The 19,022-nt window shown below is 48.9% G+C and carries 9 protein-coding genes; 6 read left to right on the top strand and 3 right to left on the bottom strand.

The genetic code is table 11. From position 1 onward, the window contains the following. Nucleotides 1-274 precede the first annotated feature (274 nt). Nucleotides 275-496: a hypothetical protein gene (locus tag K7B07_RS03995; RefSeq protein ID WP_223707688.1), complete on the bottom strand. Its 222-nt coding sequence runs from the start codon at nt 494-496 to the stop codon at nt 275-277. A gap of 233 nt (nt 497-729) precedes the next feature. On the opposite strand from K7B07_RS03995, the gene K7B07_RS03990 reads away from it, so the two are divergent. The 6 genes from K7B07_RS03990 (at nt 730) to K7B07_RS03965 (ending at nt 14,564) form a co-directional block, all read left to right on the top strand. After that, nucleotides 730-3,201, top strand: coding sequence for an L-rhamnose mutarotase (locus tag K7B07_RS03990; protein WP_223707686.1), 2,472 nt, complete (start codon nt 730-732; stop codon nt 3,199-3,201). A gap of 130 nt (nt 3,202-3,331) precedes the next feature. Continuing rightward, the gene (locus K7B07_RS03985) at nt 3,332-4,408 is read left to right on the top strand and encodes a Gfo/Idh/MocA family protein (protein ID WP_223707684.1); all 1,077 of its coding nucleotides are present in this window, start codon (nt 3,332-3,334) and stop codon (nt 4,406-4,408) included. Between the two features lie 301 nt (nt 4,409-4,709). After that, nucleotides 4,710-6,281 (top strand): sodium:solute symporter family transporter, encoded by a 1,572-nt coding sequence (locus tag K7B07_RS03980; protein WP_223707682.1) that lies wholly within the window; start codon nt 4,710-4,712, stop codon nt 6,279-6,281. Nucleotides 6,282-6,284: 3 nt separating this feature from the next. Then, nucleotides 6,285-8,528: an alpha-L-rhamnosidase-related protein gene (locus K7B07_RS03975; protein ID WP_223707680.1), complete on the top strand. Its 2,244-nt coding sequence runs from the start codon at nt 6,285-6,287 to the stop codon at nt 8,526-8,528. Nucleotides 8,529-8,986: 458 nt separating this feature from the next. Beyond that, nucleotides 8,987-10,996: an aceric acid hydrolase gene (locus K7B07_RS03970; protein WP_223707678.1), complete on the top strand. Its 2,010-nt coding sequence runs from the start codon at nt 8,987-8,989 to the stop codon at nt 10,994-10,996. Between the two features lie 172 nt (nt 10,997-11,168). Then, nucleotides 11,169-14,564 (top strand): glycosyl hydrolase, encoded by a 3,396-nt coding sequence (locus tag K7B07_RS03965; RefSeq protein WP_223707676.1) that lies wholly within the window; start codon nt 11,169-11,171, stop codon nt 14,562-14,564. A gap of 1,034 nt (nt 14,565-15,598) precedes the next feature. Here the strand turns inward: K7B07_RS03965 and K7B07_RS03960 are convergent. Both K7B07_RS03960 and K7B07_RS03955 read right to left on the bottom strand, forming a co-directional pair. Then, nucleotides 15,599-16,486: a dienelactone hydrolase family protein gene (locus tag K7B07_RS03960; RefSeq protein WP_223707674.1), complete on the bottom strand. Its 888-nt coding sequence runs from the start codon at nt 16,484-16,486 to the stop codon at nt 15,599-15,601. A 195-nt stretch (nt 16,487-16,681) separates the two neighbouring features. Next, nucleotides 16,682-18,988, bottom strand: a complete 2,307-nt coding sequence (locus K7B07_RS03955) for a DUF5703 domain-containing protein (protein ID WP_223707672.1) — start codon at nt 18,986-18,988, stop codon at nt 16,682-16,684. Between the last annotated feature and the right edge of the window lie 34 nt (nt 18,989-19,022).

Raw genomic sequence — 19,022 nt, 5'->3', positions numbered from 1 at the left:
CCGGATGGTTTGTGTTACGATGACTGTTTCGTGTGGACAGACCGTGCCTACGGCACTCAGCGCTCCGTTAGCAGACGCTGTCCCCCGGAATAAATTCCAGAGTTGGGAGATGGGTCAGGCCGATGGCCTTTGCTGGATAAGGCTCAATGGCATCATGGTTCATAGCTTTCTCAGCATATACCAGAGGCATCGCCTCGGCCAGTCACCAACTGTGAACTTCAGTTCGCAGTATAGCAGAGTATCACGGAGCAGAGAGCCGTAGGCTCGATCCATTTTATAAAACACCGCCACCGATCATCAGCCGGAAAATGCCTACCAGGATCACAATGATACTAAGTGTCTTGCCGGTAGATGAACCTCCGATTATAGAGAAGATCAGGGAAAGTATGCCGATGGGAATGACAACCCAGTACAGCCAGCCGAGTAAGGGGATAAATGCCACAACCGCCAGGATGCTTGCTATAAGGGCAAATAGAACACAAATTGCTTTCATCATGTTTGCTTTTATTTAAGGATACAAAAATGGCGTTTTTAGAGTCCGATAACCAGTGCCGATCGGTAAAGCGGGCGAACCTGCCGGTAAACAGGCCTGCAACGCCCTTTAGTAAAATCTTCCAGCACATTAGTGGTTACACGCATCTTCAATAGTGCAGTTTCCAGTACATTTATTGATAAGTATTTAAGTTGGAAAACGGAAATAATGCCATTGTGAAACGGTTGTGCCTTGCTTTGATTACGGGAGTTTTTGCCTCGCTTTTTGCGGGTGGTCAGGTCTATGTTTCGCCACAGGGAAATGATGCCGCTGCGGGTACCATCGATGCGCCCAAGGCTACATTAGCGGCGGCCCTCCGGGAAGTAAGGGAAGCAGGCCGGACAAAACAACCGCATACACTTGATAAGATCATCCTCAAAGGCGGTACCTACTATTTAAAGGAACCGGTTTTGTTAAGGCCGGAGGACAATGGCAGCCCGTCAAAGCCGCTGATCATCGGAGCGGCTCCGGGTGAAGCGCCTGTTTTAAGTGGCGGCGTTTTAATAAAGAACTGGAAAAAAACTACCGGCCGGATAGAAGGATTACCGGAGGCGGCGCAGGGTAAGGTCTGGGTTGCTGACGTGCCGGTGGTAAATTACGTTTCCTTCCGTCAGCTTTGGGTAAATGATCAGAAAGCCACCAGGGCAAAAAGTACATCCGGCAATAGCATGCAGCGCATTTTGAACTGGGATAAAAAAACGGGGACTGCGATTATTCCGTTGCATTCTTTTGAAAACCTTGAGGTAACAGAAGGACTGGAATTCTTTATTCATCAATGGTGGGAGGTAGCCAGCTTGCGCGTCCGCAAACTGGAGAAAGCGGGTGATAGCTGCCGGGTTTATTTTCACGAGCCGGAAAGCCATATCCAGCATGAGCATCCCTGGCCGGCGCCCTGGCTCTCATCCGAGACAGGCAACTCTGCCTTTTACCTGGTCAATTCGCTTTCCTTTCTGGATGAACCGGGAGAATGGTACTATGATGCGGCAACAAAAAAGATCTGTTATTATCCAAAGGAAGATGAGGATATGACCACTGCGGAGACGGTGATCCCTGTTTTAGAAAATCTTTTTGTCGTGAACGGGACACCGGAATATCCCGTCGAAAATATTGTGATCAGGGGGATCCGCTTTCAGCACAGCGGCTGGAACCGCCCGTCCCTGCAGGGACATGTGCCGCACCAGGCGGGCTTGTACATGACTGAAGCCTATAAGCTGAAGCCGGCGGGCACTCCGGAAAAACCATCGCTGGACAACCAGGCCTGGGTAGGGCGACCGGAGGCTGCGGTTGCCGTATCCTTTGCAAATAATATCCGTTTTGAAGACAATCGTTTTGAACACCTGGCCGCAACCGGTCTGGATTTTAAGATCGGGGTAAAGTCGTCAGCGGTTGCCGGAAATCTTTTTAAAGATATCGGCGGAACGGGTATCCAGGGCGGTTATTATGGCGATGATGGTACGGAGATTCACAGGCCCTATAACCCCGCGGACCTGCGGATGATCTGCGAAAATATCGCGGTTTCCAATAATCTCATCACTGATATTGCCAATGAAGACTGGGGCTGTGTGGGGATCGGAATGGGATTTTCAAGACGCGTGATCATCGAACGGAACGAGATTGAAAATATCCCCTATTCAGGGATCAGCATGGGCTGGGGGTGGACACCCGCAAAAAATATCATGGAGCGCAACAGCATCCGGTATAATAAGATCCATCATTATGGCCGGACCAACTATGATTGTGCAGGGATCTATACATTAAGCGCGCAACCGGGAACAGTGATCGAGGAAAATGATATCGACAGTATTTATAAGGCGCCCTATGCGCACCTGCCCACGCATTGGTTTTACCTGTACACAGATGAAGGTTCATCGGGCATTACGGTGCGCAATAACTGGACGCCTGCTCAAAAATATCTGCAGAATAATAACGGTCCGGATAATCATTGGGAAAATAATGGTCCGCAGGTGGCAACAGCGATAAAAGAAAATGCCGGATTGGAGCAGCGTTACCGGGAACTGTTAAAGGAAAAAACAAGCGGCCATGTACACCAGGCGGTCAACCGGCAACGGAAGGAGTTGATCGAGCTGATCAGCAATAGCAAAAAGAAGATCGATGGAGAGAAGCTGAAAGCATTCTTACAGGAAAGAAAAGTACAGCAGGCAACCATTGGGCAGTGGCATGATCATACCGTGATCTATGGCCTGGTTACGGATGTGAACGTGCTGCGCGGACAACTGCAAAAAGCATTCCCGGAAACGACTGTTAAAGTATACCAGGACCTGGTGTATGAGTTTGACCGGCAGGCTCGTTGTCCCGGTGCAGGTATTGCAAAAGATTGGACGGATATCATCATGACCGCCAACCTGGTGAACGACTCCAAAAAGCAGCAGGAATATCTTGGCTACCATGCTACACAATTCGAAAAATGGCCGGAGATCTCCAACGGGTTTTGCAACGCCGATTTTCAGCAATTACGGGTATTTAAAAACGGAAAGCAATTGATGCTGGTGATCAGTATTCCGAAGGGGAAAAAGCTGGAAGAGCTAAACCCCAAAACAACGGAAAATAATCCGCGGGTGAATGAATGGAATCAAATCATGAGCGACTACCAGGAAGGGATTGAAGGAACGAAGAAGGGTGAAACCTGGGTGGAGTTTAGTGAGAAGTGAATAGAGAATCGGTTAGCTCCATAGGAGCGGTATATTTATAGCCGTGGTGAACAATGGATGATAGCCCAGCTCCGGAGGAGCGTAATATTTATAGCCCCGTTGGGGCAATTGGGATAATAAAAATAAACGTATGTTAAATATTGGGATCGTTGGATTAGGAGAAGGCCGCAGTACGATGTCGGCCGCATTGCAAAGCAAAAAAATGCAGTTGAAAATGATTTGCGATGCCAATGAAGCATTATGTAAACAACGCAGTAAAGAGTTCCGGTTTGAGCATTATACCACACATTATGAAGCATTGTTGAATGATCCGGACATCGACATTGTTGCTATTTATACCCCGGATCATTTACATGCGCAGCATGTGGCGCAGGCATTGCAACATGGTAAGCATGTAGTTTGCACCAAACCCTTTATTGATGATCTTGCTGATGCAAAGGATTTATTGAAGCTGCAGCAAAAGACCGGGAAGAAGGTGTTTGTAGGACAGAGCTCCCGTTTTTTTGAACCCTATAAGCGGCAGCGGGCGGATTTTGAAAAAGGCCTGATCGGTGAGCTGATCACGGTAGAGAGCCATTATAATGCCGATCACCGCTGGTTCCTGAAAAAGAAATGGGCCCTGGAAAAATCGTTTAAATGGCTGTATGGCGGATTGAGTCACCCGGTGGATTTTATCCGCTGGTACCTGCCGGATATCGAGGAAGTGATGGGCTATGGGATGATCAGTGCCAATGGAAGAAAGGCAGGATTGAAAAATGAAGATACCATGCATTTTATTTTCAGGAATAAGGACGGACGCATAGCCCGTGTAAGCGGCGCCTATACAGGGCCCATTCAACCTGCTTACCGTGAAAGCGGGATGAGCTGTATCCTGCGCGGGACGGAAGGCGCCAGCCAGGCCGATTATCATGAATTGCGTTATGCCATCACCAATAAAAAAGGAGAGCAGCAATTGATCACCTGGGGCGATCAGCAATTGAATCATTATTTCCGGTTTGAAGGGCAGAGCCATCATGCCGGGGAGTATCAGAATTATCTGGAATATTTTGCCGACGGTATCACCAATAATACAACGGCCTATCCGGATATGGCTGAGGGCATCGGGACGGTAGCATTATTACAGGCCATGGACCGGAGTTTAAAAACAAGGCAGCCGGTTTTGGTAAAGGCACTGCTGAAGGAGTATGGGTTGGGGAAGTTGCAGTGAAGAGTGAGAAGTGGGTAGGAAAAGAGAATAGTGAGAAGTGAATGGTGAAAAGAATATAGTGAATTGTGAATGCTGAGGAGTGAATTGAGCATGTTGGTCAATGGCTGGCGCCAGCTCCGTAGGAGCGCAACATTTATAGCCGAAAGCGCATGAGCCGCAAATGTTATGATGATTGGTAAACAACCCAGCTCCGTAGGAGCGCAACATTTGTAGATGTTTGTACCGTAGTACAAGCGTGCGACGCAAGACAGACGATAGAAGCACAGCAGCCGGGAACAAAAAATAAAAGGATAACAAATTCATGAATCATCTTGTTTCAAAATTACAGCCGATCGATTATGCCATTGTGGTGGTGTATCTTGTGGTGTTGCTGATCATTGGTTACCGCGCCAGCTTTGGTAAGAAGAAAAAGGATGAGACCCTGTTCCTGGCGGGCAAATCGCTCAACTGGTATAATATCGGGTTTAATATGTGGGGCACCAATGTAGGGCCGTCGATGCTGCTGGCCTTTGCCAGTATCGGCTATGCCACGGGCATTGTGGCCGGTAATTTTGAATGGTACGCTTTTGTATTCCTGCTGCTGTTGGCGATGGTGTTTGCCCCGCGCTACCTGGCCAGTAAGGTAACCACCATGCCAGAGTTCATGGGACAACGGTACGGCGAGGGCACGCGGAACATACTGGCCTGGTATGCATTGATAAAGATGCTGATCTCCTGGTTGTCGCTGGGCCTGTTTGCCGGTGGTTTCCTGGTGCGGCAGATCCTGGGCATACCGATGTGGCAATCGGTGATCGTGCTGGTATTATTTGCGGCGTTGTTTGCTGTAGCGGGCGGATTGAAAGCCATTGCACGGGTGAATGTCTTCCAGATGATCCTGCTGATCATTGTGTCCTGCATCCTTTGCGTGCTGGGCGTTCAGAGGGTGGGCGGACTTACCGCATTATTCGCCAAAACACCGGCATCTTATTGGAGTCTTGTTAAACCCGCATCGGATCCGGGTTATCCCTGGCCTGCCATTTTACTGGGTTATCCCGTATCGGCGGTTGCTTTCTTTTGCACGGATCAGGCCATGGTGCAATCGGTGCTGGGCGCGCGCAACCTGGAACAGGGACAACTGGGGGTGAGCTTTATCGGCTGGCTGAAGATCCTTTCTATTCCTTTGTTCATCATCCCCGGTATCGCCTGTTCGGTATTGTACCCGCAGCTGGCAAGTCCGGATGAGGCTTATATGACGATGGTCACCAACCTGTTCCCGGCCGGACTGAATGGCCTGGTGATCGTGGTGCTGATCGCGGTGCTGGTAGGCACCATTGGCTCTTCTTTAAATGCATTGAGTACGGTTTTTACAACGGATATCTATGTAAAGAAAATAAATCCTGCTGCTACCAACCGGCAGATCATTAAAGTGGGGCGGCTTACCGTGCTGGCGGGTTGCGGGTTTGCCATCTTAATGGCCATTGCCATTGACAGCATCAAAGGGCTTAATTTGTTTGATGTGTTCCAGGCGGTGCTGGGCTTTATTGCACCGCCCTTGTCGGCGGTGTTCCTGCTGGCGGTATTCTGGAAAAAGACCACACGCAGGGCCGTTAACTTTACGCTTTCCTGGGGATCGGCTATCAGTCTGGGTATCGGGATTGTTTACCTGTGGGTATTGCCGGCGAAAGAATATTCCTTCTGGCCACATTATTTGTTGTTGTCTTTCTTTATCTTCCTGTTGCTCGTTGTTGTTGCGGTGCTGCTCTCCGTTGCGGATCCGCATCCGGTGCGCACAGCAGTGGCCACACAGGAGCTGGCAACGCCTGCAAAGCGGGTAAAGATCGTGTGGGGTGCCTTGTGTATGGTAATGATCATTTTGTATTTAATATTTGGTTAGCATATGATGAATAAAAATAATGAACCCGGCAGTGATACTACTATGTGGCTTTACTTGCGTCGCACACTTGTACAGCAGTACAGGTCTCAGCTTTTCAAACCCTTCGTGCTACTTTGTGCCTTCGCGTCTTTGTGGCTTACCGCATCTGCACAAACCTGGATCTGGTATCCCGGTGATTATGAAATATGGCTCTCTAACGAAATGCAGAACCGGCGCACCGAGCGGGGCACTTTTTACCCGGTGTTCTGGAAGGTTGACAGTCATTACCCACTGGTGGATTTTCATAAGGAGTTTAACCTGGCTCGGCCGGAAACCGTAACGATCCATGCCGAAGGACAGTACAGCATTAAACTGGATGGCAGGGCGTTTTCCGGAACACCGGCGGCGATTGAAGTACCTGCCGGTAAGCACAAGATCAATATCAAGGTATTCAACCAGGCCACGCCACCTGTGGTGTTTGTAAAGGGACAGACGATCGTCTCCGATAGCAGCTGGCAGGTAACCTTTGAAGATAAAGAATGGATCGATGAAACGGGTAAGGCATCGGATCTGTCGGCCACCGTTTTTAAACATGCCGGCAGCTGGAATTTTAACGATGTGGCAGCACGGCCTTCAGCCTACAAACTGCCGGTAACCCCCGTGGCAGCTGCATCAGCAGAAAAAGTAAACGGGGCGTTGCTGGTCGATTTTGGAAAGGAAACCTTTGGCTTTGTAAAGCTGCATGGGGTAAAGGGAAAAGGTACGATATCCCTCTATTATGGGGAAAGCCGGGAAGAAGCACTGGATACAGCGGCTTCGGAGACCTTTGATCGGATCAATGTGGATATGTCGGCGGCTGCTGACACCATCAACCCGCATTCAAAAGCGTTGCGGTATGTTCATATTGTTACAAATGGAAACGTGCAGCTGGATCATGCTTCTCTTTTGTATGAGTACGCACCGCTGCAAGATAAAGGTAACTTCCGTTGCAATGATGAAGAAGTCAACAAGATCTATGAAGTATCGAAGTATACATTGCACCTGAGCACCCGGGAATTTTTTATCGATGGCATCAAGCGCGACCGCTGGATCTGGAGCGGAGATGCCTACCAAAGCTACCTGATGAATTATTACCTGATGAATGATAATGAAACGGTAAAACGCACGACCTATGCGCTGCGGGGGAAAGACCCGGTGACCGGTCATATCAATACCATTATGGATTATACCTTTTACTGGTTTATGGGAGTGTATGATTATTACCTGTACAGTGGGGATAAAGATTTTCTGGTGCAGAACTACGGGCGTATGAAATCGCTGATGGACTTTGTGTGGAACCGGCGGAATAAAAACGGCTTGCTGGAAGGGCTGCCGGGCGACTGGATCTTTATCGACTGGGCAACCGGGCTTAGCAAGCAGGGAGAAATCAGTTTTGAACAACTGCTTTTTGCGCGGGGACTGGAAACGATGGCGCTCTGTGCGGAGTTGGCGGGTCGCCGTCAGGATGCTGAGCATTATAAAGCAGCGGCGGTAGAACTGAAACAAAAATTATTTTCCATATACTGGAGCGATAAAGCAAAAGCGTTGGTGCACAGCAGGGTGAACGGACAGCCAACGGAGAACGTGACCCGTTACGCCAATATGTTTGCAATCTTCTTTAACTACTTCAATGAGCAACAGAAGCAGGCGGTTAAAACCTCTGTATTGCTGAATAAAAACGTTCCCGAGATCACCACGCCCTATATGCGTTTTTATGAACTGGAGGCGCTCTGCGCGCTGGGCGAACAGCCTTATGTATTACAGGAAATGAAAAATTACTGGGGTGGCATGTTGAAACTGGGCGCCACTTCTTTCTGGGAGGAATATGATCCCTCCAAAAAAGGAGCGGAGCATTATGCGATGTATGGAAGAAAATATGGCAAAAGTCTTTGTCATGCCTGGGGTGCCAGTCCGCTGTATTTATTGGGCAAGTATTACCTGGGGGTAAGCCCAACGGCTCCGGGTTATGAACAGTATGAAATAAAACCCGCATTGGGCGGCTTAAAATGGATGGAAGGTAAAGTGCCTACTCCCGCAGGGAATATCGAGCTGTATTGCAGCAATAAGGAGATTAAAATCGTAGCGCCGGTGGGTACCGGGAAACTGATCATTACCAGTAAGACAAAACCGGTATGCAAAGAAGGGGAAGTGATGAGCAAAGGAAATAACGTGTATGAATTAATGATCGGAAAGGACCGGAAATATACGGTCCGGTACCAGGCTATGTAAATTATGTTTGAAGAACCGGGTTATTGCAGGGTGTCCAAATGCTCTTTTTCGGTTGGTAAGGGGCCATAGCCCTCAGCTTAAGCGAAAAGCGAAGCTGATGGGATTGATCACATGCCGGGAATGTAACGTGCCGATGGCACCCAACACTTCGTTAGCGTGTTCTGTTCTCCGGAACGATCCGAGCGTTCGGATCATTCCGGAGTTGGGATAAGGCAGGCCGATAGCCTTCTGGATTGTGTTGAACAAGAGGCATCGCCTCGACCAATCATGAACTGCGAACTTCAGTTCGCGGTATGGGAGGCTAACATCGAACAGAGAGCCATAGGCTCGGACCATAACCATGTTGCAGCAATGAACCAGGTAATGGAAAAAGCAGAACGTGTTTTATAATATAAAGTGATTAGACTTCAGATCAGAAAGCAATATCAGTGAAACGTATAATTGAATGAGCTGTTAAAATGAAAAAGTATTTTTTGATAGTGTGTGTTATCCTGTGCAATATCAGCGCTGCTGTGTATGCTCAAAAGGGACTGGTGAACACCGGTAAAAGTCCTTATGTGGCTTTATCAACAGTAGGACTGGGAGATGTACGATTCACCAACGGTTTCTGGGCGGAGCGCTTTGCGGTTTGCCGGGATGAAATGGTGCCTGCACTCTGGAGGACCTATACCAGTGACACGATCTGTTATGCGTTTCAGAATTTCAGGATTGCGGCGGGACTGGATACCGGAAGTTTTCGGGGACCTTCTTTTCATGATGGCGATTTTTATAAGACCCTGGAAGCACTGGCCGCTATGTATGCGGTTACAAAAGATCCGCAACTGGATCAGTGGCTGGAGAAGGCTATAGCGGTGATCGGTAAAGCACAGCGGGCAGACGGATATATCTATACAAAGAATATCATCGAACAGCAGCAAAGCGGTGCACAGAAGATGTTTGATGATAAGCTCAGTTTTGAGGCCTATAATTTCGGGCACCTGATGACCGCGGCCTGTGTGCATTTTCGTGCTACCGGTAAAACCAGCCTGCTGAATATTGCTGTTAAAGCAGCGGATTTCCTGATCGGTTTTTACAACACCGCTACGCCGGAACAGGCGCGTAACGCGATCTGTCCTTCACATTATATGGGACTGGCCGAGTTATACCGGACCACACAACAGCAAAAATATCTTGATCTGCTGAAAAAGCTGATCGATATCCGCGGCACGGTGGAAGGCACGGACGATAACAGCGACCGGGCACCCTTCCGGGAGATGGAAAAAGTAGTTGGGCATGCCGTAAGGGCTAACTACCTGATGGCAGGAGTGGCGGACCTGTACGCGGAAAATGGTGACAGAAGTTTAAAACATACATTGGATCAGTTATGGAATAATGTCATCAATACAAAGATGTATGTAACCGGAGGCTGCGGCGCGTTATACGATGGCGTCTCTGTGGATGGTACTTCTTACAATCCGGATACGGTGCAGAAAGTACACCAGTCCTATGGCCGGGACTATCAGTTACCGAATCTGAGCGCCCATAATGAGACCTGCGCCAATATCGGCAACGTGCTCTGGAACTGGCGGATGTTCCTGCTGACGGGGAAAGAGCAGTATATGAATGTGGTGGAGCTGGCGCTTTATAACAGTGTGCTGAGTGGGGTGAGCCTGGATGGAAAGAATTATTTTTATACCAATCCGCTGGCCGCAGCAAAAAATTACCCCTACCAGTTGCGATGGAGCGGCGGACGTGTGCCCTATATCGGCTTATCCAATTGTTGTCCGCCCAACCTGGTACGAACCATAGCAGAAGTGGGCGACTATATGTATAGTATGGGTAAGGACGGGTTGTATTTAAATATCTATAGTGGCAACCAGTTAAAAACAAAGTGGCGGGATGGCAGCGCCGTAACGCTTACACAGCAAAGTAATTACCCCTGGGACGGCAATGTCACGATCACCGTTCAGAAGGCACCGGCGGCAATGCCCATTCATCTGCGTATTCCCGCATGGTGTAAAACGGCTGTTATAAAATACAACGGTATCGCACAACGTGTTACCGGCGGTCAATATATAGGGCTGGATAAAAACTGGAAAACCGGGGATAAGATAGAACTGATCCTGGAAATGCCGGTGCAGCTGATGGAAAGTAACCCGTTGGTAGAAGAAACCCGTAACCAGGTGGCGGTAAAGCGCGGCCCGGTGGTGTATTGCCTGGAATCACCGGATTATATAGGAGGGGCAATAACACAGGTACTGATCCCTTCGGGTATAAAATGGAGCCCGGTTCCGGTCACTTTAGCGCGTGCAACATTTATGGCATTAACCGGAACCGCCAGGAGGATCCCCAATGAAAATTGGAAGCATACCCTCTACAGGGAAGTCAACAGGGAGCAGCAACCGGTAATGGTAAAGCTGATCCCCTACTATGCCTGGGCCAACAGGGGACCATCTGATATGCGTGTATGGTTACCTTTGGTACGCTGACAGTTCGCTATTTAGTTGAGGACAAAATAAGAGAATGAATATTTATATTTAGCGCCATCCTGAGCGCAGCGTAGCGAAACTGAAGGATCTGTCGATTTGGGAAGATGTTTCGACAGCGCCGCTGCTGCGCTCAACATGACGAAAGTATGAATGATGGTAAAAATCATCCGGAATGAGTGATCAACAGAAAAAAAAAGGATGGATCAGGCAGGTGCTCCTTTGCCTTTTTGGGGCGGGCAGCATCCTGGTAGCGGATGCCCAGCAGGCGGATGCAGATGTAACGGCAGTTTTTGCTCACCCGCCGGAAGAGGCAAGGCCCTGGGTGTTCTGGTACTGGATGCATGCCGCCGTTTCTAAAGAAGGGATCACCGCGGATCTGGAATCGATGAAGGATGCAGGTATAGGCGGTGCCTACCTGATGCCGATCGGCGATACTTCTGTGAAACTGCCCTATGAGCACCCCGTGCGGCAACTGACACCGGAATGGTGGGGGATGGTCAACCATGCCATGCAGGAAGCAAAGCGCCTCCATCTAAAACTGGCCATGCATTTCAGCGACGGTTTTGCGCTGGGCGGCGGACCATGGATAAAGCCGGAACAGTCTATGCAAAAGCTGACCTGGATCAAACGGTATGTGAAATCAGGATCAAAAGAGCCCATAAAGCTGGATCAGCCACAATCGAACGAAGGTTATTACCGGGATGTGTCCGTGTTTGCTTATCCCGCAAAAAACTTCGCTGCTTTTGCAGACAAAAAGGTCAGGCCGTCAGTAACCACCAACACCGGCGTCAACGCTGATTTTTTAATAGCACCTGATCCCAACAATAAGCAAAGTTTTAAATCTGATTCTGCTGCATGGATCCGGTATCAATACCCTGGGCCTTTTACTGCCCGGTCGGTGCGCATTCATATTGGTGGCAATAACTACCAGGCACTGCGCCTGATCGTGGAAAGCAGTGATGACGGGCTGCAATTTAAAACGGTTACCCGGCTGGAGCCGCCCCGCCATGGCTGGCAGGATACGGATGAGGACTATACGTTTTCCCTGCCTGTTACTACTGCGAAATATTTCCGTTTTGTTTATGATAAAACGGGATCTGAACCGGGAGCGGAAGACCTGGATGCCGCTAAATGGAAACCCTCCTTAAAAGTAATGGGTATCTATTTAAGCGATGAGCCGGTGATCAACCAGTATGAAGCAAAAAATGGTAGTATCTGGCGCGTGACTGCAAATACGGATGCCGCGCAGGTTCCGGACCGGGACGCAGTCCCCTTAAAAAAGATGATCGATCTCTCCGGTAAGATGACACAGGACGGAACGCTGAACTGGACACCCCCGGAGGGCAATTGGGTGATCGTTCGCGTTGGGCATACGAGTACCGGTCATGTAAACGCTACCGGCGGAGCCGGGAAAGGACTGGAGTGTGATAAGTTTGATCCGGATGCCGTAACACTTCAATTCAATAACTGGTTTGCAAAAGCGTTTGAAAAGACCAACCCGGGACTGGCAAAAGAAGTGCTGAAAATTTTTCATGTAGACAGCTGGGAATGCGGCAGTCAGAACTGGAGCAGCAATTTTCTTTCTGAGTTTCAGAAACGGCGCGGGTATGAGCTGCGTCCGTACCTGCTGGTGATGACCGGTGTGCCGCTCGAAAGTGCCGCAGCTTCTGAAAAGATCCTGCATGATGTACGTACCACCATTGCCGAACTGGTGCAGGATGTGTTTTACACAACGTTGAGAACGCTTGCTCATGAAAAAGGTACCGCTTTCAGCGCGGAGAGCGTGGCACCTACCATGGTAAGTGATGGCTTGCTGCATTATAAGGAAGTGGATATTCCCATGGGAGAATTCTGGTTGAACAGCCCCACGCACGATAAACCCAACGATATGCTGGATGCCATCAGTGGGGCGCATATCTATGGGAAAAATATCATACAGGCAGAGGCGTTTACCACATTGCGGATGAACTGGAGCGAGCACCCCGGTAATATCAGGGTGCTGGGCGATCGCAATTTTGCAATGGGAATCAATAAAATGGTATTGCATGTGTTTGCCCATAACCCGTTCATGGATAAAAAACCAGGCGTAACACTTGACGGGGTTGGCCTGTATTTTCAACGGGATCAAACATGGATGAAACCCGGTAAAGCCTGGATCGATTACCTGGCAAGAACCTCCGCTCTATTACAGTTGGGAAAGCCGGTTACGGATATTGCTGTCTTCACCGGTGAGGAAGTACCGCGGCGTTCGGTATTGCCGGAGCGGCTGGTGAGCACATTGCCTGGTCTTTTTGGCGCTCCTGCTGTAGCGTATGAAAAAAAGCAGATCGCGAATGAAGGGCAACCCATGACCACGATCCCTTCGGGTGTGTCACATGCCGCAAATATTGCGGACCCCGGTAATTATATAAATGCCCTGCGCGGTTATAAATACGATTGTGTTAACCCGGATGTTTTATTACAAATGCGTGTGGAGAACGGAAGGGTGGTAACACCAGGCGGTGCTTCTTATGCAGTATTGGTGATACCGGGGAAACAGGCCATGAATCCCAACAGCCGGTTGCTTTCAGTTGCAGTGGCAGAAAAGATAAAAGAACTGGTACAGAGCGGAGCCACAGTGATCATGGATAAAGGATTTGATACCCCGGTCGGGTTTAAAGAAGATCCGGCGGAATTAAAGACGATACTGAAGGATTTGTATGGTACGGAGCATCACCGGGGCAAACTGATCGCGGCGCCCTACCGGCAACCCGACCTCCGGAGCCTCGGGCTGGAAAAGGATGTGGAGGTGCTGAAGGGCGGAGATACGGTCGCCTGGGCGCATCGCCGGCTGAATGATGAGGAACTGTACTTTATATCCAACCCCTTTGAACGGAAACGCAGGCTTGAAGTGGCGTTCCGGGCAACAGGCGTCCCGCAGTTCTTAGACGCGGTTACCGGTATGGTAACCGATAGGGTACGCTGGCGCAGGGAAGGTATGCGTACGGTTGTTGCGATAGAGCTGGAGCCGAACGCCTCCGTGTTCGTGCATTTTAAGAAAGCTCCGGTGTCGCAATTGTCACCCGCAAAACAATTAATGCCGGAATGGAAGGTGCATGCGGTAGTAGCAGGCAACTGGAAGATACAGTTCGATCCGGCTTTTGGCGGCCCTGCAACAAAGGTCAGCATGGACACATTAAAGCTTTGGAATACTTTTGACGAGCCGGGTATCAAATATTATTCCGGTACCGCAGTGTATAAAAATCAATTTGACTTGGGCACTATTAACGCGGGGCAGCCCGTTTGGCTGCAGCTGGACAGTTTGTATAATATGGCTTCAGTAAAAGTAAACGGGGTGGATTGTGGTACGGTCTGGACCTGGCCGTTTTGCATAGATATTTCAAAAGCGGTAAAAAGGGGCACCAATACCCTGGAATTAGCCGTGACCAATACCTGGGCCAACCGGCTGAAAGGCGATCAGCAATTGCCGGAAGAAAAACGGATCACCTGGACCACGGCACCCATTCGCCTAGAGGATAAACCCTTGCTGCCGGCGGGTTTGAAGGGCATGGTGCGGATCGTTCAGTAGTTTTCTATATGCATCGAGCCTACGGCTCTCAGGTTACAACGTATTTCCCAGCAACGAACTGAAGTCCGTTGCTGGAAGACCAGTCGAGGCGCTGCCTCTTGTTGTATAGAATGCGACTGGCACCAAACTTAAAAGATCGGTCTGCGTATGGTCTATGCCTTCAGTTTGCAATATGCCGATAGGCAACGAACTGTACGTTTGTTGTTGCAGGATGAGGTAAGGTACTCTCTGTTTGCCCGAGTAGATAAAGACCATAGGAATGTTTTTTGATTCTAAGTATCCGGAATCAACTTGATAAAATGAAGGTGCAGTAATTTGAATAGAATACAAAAAGATACGAAGTTTCAAACATCTGTAAATAGATCCGTATAGGTCGAATCTATGGCCTTTAGTTTACAATATACGGCAGGCAACGAACTGTACGTCTGTTGTTGCAGGGTGAGGTAAGGTACTCTCTGTTTGCTTGCGTAGATAAAGACCATAGGAATGTTTTTCGATTCTAAGTATCCGGAATCAATTTCATGAAATGCAGGTGCGGTGATTTGAATAGCGTACAAAGAAATACGAAGTTTCAGGTATATCTTAAATGAATCTGTATTTCTCTGGCTAAAGCCTTCAGTTAGCAACCGGCAGGCAACGAACTGTGCGTTTGTTGTTACAAAGTGAGGTAAGGTGTTCTCTGATTACTCGCGCCCATAAAGCCATAAGAGTGTTTTCGACTCTGAATATCCGGAATCAATTTCATGAAATACAGATGCAGTGATTTGAATGGAATACAAACTGATACGAAGTTTCAAACATCAGTAAATAGATCCGTATGGGTCGAATCTATAGCCTTTAACGAACTGTGCGTTTACTGTTACAGGATGAGATAAACCGCTCTCTGTTTGCTCGCGCAAACAAAGGCCATAGGCCTGTTTTCCGATCTGCCGGCATCGGAATTTATTCCGATGACAACGTTGCAACATTATTCTAAGTGCCGTAGGCACGAAACATAATGCCTATATAATTTATAAGGCAACCTCCTGTGTATCTTATTCCAATTCCTCCTTAAAAAAACGGATGCTCCGTCCCCAGGCCAGTTCGGCAGCCGCTTTATCATAGCGCGGCGTGGTATTGTTATGAAAACCATGATTGGCATTCGCATACATATAGGAGGTATATTTTTTATTATTGGCTTTTAATGCGGCCTCATAGGCCGGCCAGCCTTCGTTTACGCGGGTATCCAATGCAGCGTAATGCAGCTGCAATGGCGCCTGGATTTTCGGAACATCCGTAGCTTCAGGTTGGGTACCATAAAACGGAACGGCTGCTGAAAGGTCAGGAATACGTACGGCCATCATATTTGCGATCCATCCTCCAAAACAAAAACCCACCACGCCTACTTTTCCATTACAGTCAGGATGATTTTTGAGATAATCATAAGCTGCAATAAAATCTTCCAGCATTTCATTTTTATCACGTTTGGCTTGTAATGCGCGCCCCTCATCATCATTGCCGGGATAACCACCCAGCGGTGTTAAGGCATCGGGTGCGAGCGCAATAAAGCCTTCAAGAGCCGCTCTTCGCGCCACATCTTCTATATAAGGGTTCAGTCCGCGGTTTTCATGAACTACAATAATACATCCGGTTTTCGTTTTCAGTGATTCCGGTTTTGCAAGTAAGGCTTTCATAGATCCGCCGCCCTTTGGGGAAGGGTAATGAATGTATTCGGTCTTTAGTCGTTTGTCTTCCGGTGAGATGGTTGCCGTTGTCTTATAGTCGGGCATTAAAAAGCTCATAAGTGCCGGTACCGTAAGTCCGCCTACTGCATAGGCCGACAGCTTTTGCATAAAGCTGCGCCGGTCGATGCGATTGTGCGCATAGTCGTCATAGAGGTCAAATACTTCCTGGCGGATCGCTTCTTTTTTGATGGGTTCCATGTTTACAGTTTATAGGATTGAATGATCTGTCTTATTCTTCCGCGGTGCGGAAATGTTTCAGGGAGCTACTTCAAATTTACACTGTTTTCCGGAAGTTTGTTGACCGGATGAATAAAAGCTCGGGGGATATCCTATAGTAGGTCAGATGCTGAGTGCCACCGGATCGACGGATGCCCAGGTTGTAACCGTCAAAAATCAATGCAGCATGTTTATCACATCTTTTTCCCGGCTTTGCGGGATGACCTTAAGTGCGGTAAGCTTTCCGTTCTTTAAACTGCCTTCCACGGTTGTTTGCTGCGGGGCATGTAGTTTGAAGGATACATCCCATTCTTTTGGCCACGCCGGAAAAAGAAAGATCTTGTCATCAACAGACTGCAACAACATCTCCTGCAATCCGATCATCCCGGAACCACCCCAGTTGTGATCCGGCACCCAGTCATATCCCGGTCCCCAGAAAGCCGGGAAACGGCGGCCGCTGTCTCTTAATTTTAATGTGGTCAGCCTTTTCGCTTCTGCTGTCAATCCGAGCCGGGCAGCAAAGATGTTGTCCTGTTTCCAGCCTGCATGACTTCTGAACTTCAGGGCAAAGCTGTCCAGCAAATAGGTATTGACGGCTGTATCCAGTCCTGGTCTTCCCACTCCAAAAATTCCCCAGGGAAAAACGGGATAGAGCATGGATGATTCAGTATTGTTCACCCGCGCCCAAACCTGCGCAGGAGCGATGGTGGTCTTGCCGTGGTATTGCATGTACGGGATCGGGGGAATCCTTTTCAACAATTCTTCAAAATAAATTCTTTCTTCACCTGTTAACGGCACTGATGCCGACAGCAACTTTTTGGTCACTGTTTTTAACGCCGCAATAGTAGAGCTGGCGTTGTACGCCAGTTTGAAGGTTTCGGCACCGGATCCCGGGTACAGTATCAGGTGGCCGTGCTGATCCAGTGTTTTATTCCCTCTTTTTTTTGCCAGGTACCGGTAGTGCTCGTCAAAGAAAACAAGACAGCTTTTGATCAATGGCAGATAGGATCTGATATCCATTCCTTCATAGTCGGCGGCTTCCAGCATCATCATGCAAAATTCCAGCGCGGCGTCCCATTCGTATTCCAGCCAGGCATTGTATTCCATACCGGGATCAAAGTCATCTGGTCGCTTCCAGCCATATTCCGTGGGATTGGGCAGACCAAAATTCTCGATCTGTTCGTTAAAATTGGCGCCTTTATGATTCCAGTACATCTTGCTGCGGAGTTCGGCTGTGGGCAACAACCGGTTGTAAAAATCAAATTGTGACCTCATCAGATCCACATCCCCGCTTTTAAGCATCGGCCAGTATACCAGGCGCTGGTTCTGCGCGGTAAAAGTGCCGCCACCCCAGTTACGATGATCCGGTGTGCCTTTAATACTGTTGTCCGTAAAAACAGGATCAACCGTGAACAGTCCGCCATTGAATTTTGTAGGATAAGCACCATAGGCGTTGGCCGCCAGCAGGTACCGGAAGAGCTGGTAATTGCGCCCGATCTGCCAGGCGGTGTCGGCCGGGTCTTTTTTATCCGGATTGATGCAGATATAGCTCCGGTTCCAGAATTGCTGCCACCACTGTAATGTAGCGGTCTGGTCCTTTGCGGTATGACTTTTCCGGGCCAGTTGCTGCAGCTCATTCAGCCAGGTATGCACACTGGTCGTTTGCTTGTTGTGCAAAACGATCCGTAGCTCATGGTGTTTTTCCGCGCTGCGGCTTCGCAGGCTCCAGCTTCTGAAAGGGGTACCCGTGTAAACACCGGTATCTGTGGTGCCGGTAATAAAACCCGTTCCTTCGATGAGGCCGCCGGAGGTAAGTCGCTGGAGTGGATTGAAAAGCTGTTGTTTGACCGCCTCCAGTTTTTGCTGTGTTACCGTTGCATCAAATACGGTCGAATCCGTATTGCGGTGAAAAAAAAGGATTTGGTTATTATCAAAGCCGACAGTATCTTTTTTGGTGATCACTTTTACGTGACCAGCCCATTTCCAGGAGTTGGCATTGTTCTGTTTTCCCTTTTGCAGCCGGTCGGCAAACCGCCAGTTCTCATAAACCGCCTCGGCAGAAACCGGAACCGAGCTGTTGATCTTGATATGGATCACCGGCTGAAAAATTGAGATCCAGACCCGCAGCTCCGCAGTTCCCTTCTGATTGGTTGTCCGGATGATGGCCATGCCTTTTTGCAGATCCAGCTCCTGCCGGAACGTTCCGTTTTCAAAGAGGTTAGGGGATAAGCGGATCCGCAACCGTCCCCCTTTCAGCAATGTATTATTTTCGTCAAAAGCACCGCTGCGGGAAAAATAGAGCAATGCCTCATTGTGTTCTACCCAGAGATTGGTCCCGATAGAACCACCGCCAACGGGCATGGATTCCGATGCATTTTTGCTCTGTGTATTCCATACAACAGTATAATCCCGGACTGCCGGCTGTGCCGGGATGGAAGACGTGACGAAAAAAAACAGGGCTGAACAAACAAGCAACCGGAACATACTATATAATTGTTATTAATACAATTATAAAATT

Source organism: Niabella beijingensis, from assembly GCF_020034665.1.
Taxonomy (GTDB): domain Bacteria; phylum Bacteroidota; class Bacteroidia; order Chitinophagales; family Chitinophagaceae; genus Niabella; species Niabella beijingensis.
The sequence above is the reverse complement of the archived record's forward strand: the minus strand, read 5'-3'. Positions and strand labels throughout refer to the sequence as shown.

Coding starts and splice junctions, on each gene's coding strand:
- K7B07_RS03995 (WP_223707688.1), bottom strand. CDS start 496: ATGATGAAAGCAATTTGTGTTCTATTTGCCCTTATAGCAAGCATCCTG.
- K7B07_RS03985 (WP_223707684.1), top strand. CDS start 3,332: ATGTTAAATATTGGGATCGTTGGATTAGGAGAAGGCCGCAGTACGATG.
- K7B07_RS03980 (WP_223707682.1), top strand. CDS start 4,710: ATGAATCATCTTGTTTCAAAATTACAGCCGATCGATTATGCCATTGTG.
- K7B07_RS03975 (WP_223707680.1), top strand. CDS start 6,285: ATGATGAATAAAAATAATGAACCCGGCAGTGATACTACTATGTGGCTT.
- K7B07_RS03970 (WP_223707678.1), top strand. CDS start 8,987: ATGAAAAAGTATTTTTTGATAGTGTGTGTTATCCTGTGCAATATCAGC.
- K7B07_RS03965 (WP_223707676.1), top strand. CDS start 11,169: ATGAGTGATCAACAGAAAAAAAAAGGATGGATCAGGCAGGTGCTCCTT.
- K7B07_RS03960 (WP_223707674.1), bottom strand. CDS start 16,486: ATGGAACCCATCAAAAAAGAAGCGATCCGCCAGGAAGTATTTGACCTC.
- K7B07_RS03955 (WP_223707672.1), bottom strand. CDS start 18,988: ATGTTCCGGTTGCTTGTTTGTTCAGCCCTGTTTTTTTTCGTCACGTCT.